This is a genomic window from Vibrio sp. 970, assembly GCF_033339075.1.
Genome location: NZ_JAWOTW010000409.1, coordinates 1 through 650 on the forward strand (window position 1 = coordinate 1; position 650 = coordinate 650).

The window sequence follows — 650 nt, forward strand, 5'->3', positions numbered from 1 at the left end:
CTATTAACTGCATTACTCCCGCTTGCTTCTGCAGTTGCCGAAGAGCCAACCTTATCACCAGAAATGGTTTCAGCGTCTGAAGTGATCAGCACGCAAGAAAACCAAACCTATACCTATGTTCGCTGTTGGTATCGCACCAGCTACTCGAAAGATGATCCGGCGACCGATTGGGAATGGGCAAAAAACGAAGATGGTAGCTACTTCACCATTGACGGCTACTGGTGGAGCTCCGTTTCATTTAAAAACATGTTCTACACCAACACGTCGCAAAACGTTATCCGTCAGCGTTGTGAAGCAACATTAGATTTGGCGAACGAGAACGCAGACATTACGTTCTTCGCCGCTGACAATCGCTTCTCATACAACCACACGATCTGGAGCAACGACGCAGCAATGCAGCCAGATCAAATCAACAAAGTGGTTGCACTCGGTGACAGCTTGTCTGATACAGGCAACATCTTTATCGCATCACAATGGCGCTTCCCTAACCCGAACAGCTGGTTCTTAGGTCACTTCTCCAACGGTTTTGTTTGGACAGAATACATTGCCAAAGCGAAGAACCTTCCGCTCTACAACTGGGCAGTTGGCGGCGCGGCTGGTGAGAACCAATACATCGCGCTAACAGGGGTTGGTGAGCAAGTTTCTTCGTA

The 650-nt window shown here is 48.6% G+C and carries 1 pseudogene; it reads left to right on the forward strand.

Going from position 1 to position 650, the window contains the following annotated elements:
- Positions 1-650: pseudogene (locus R7Q11_RS26995) on the forward strand (type 2 secretion system lipase); the annotation flags it as partial.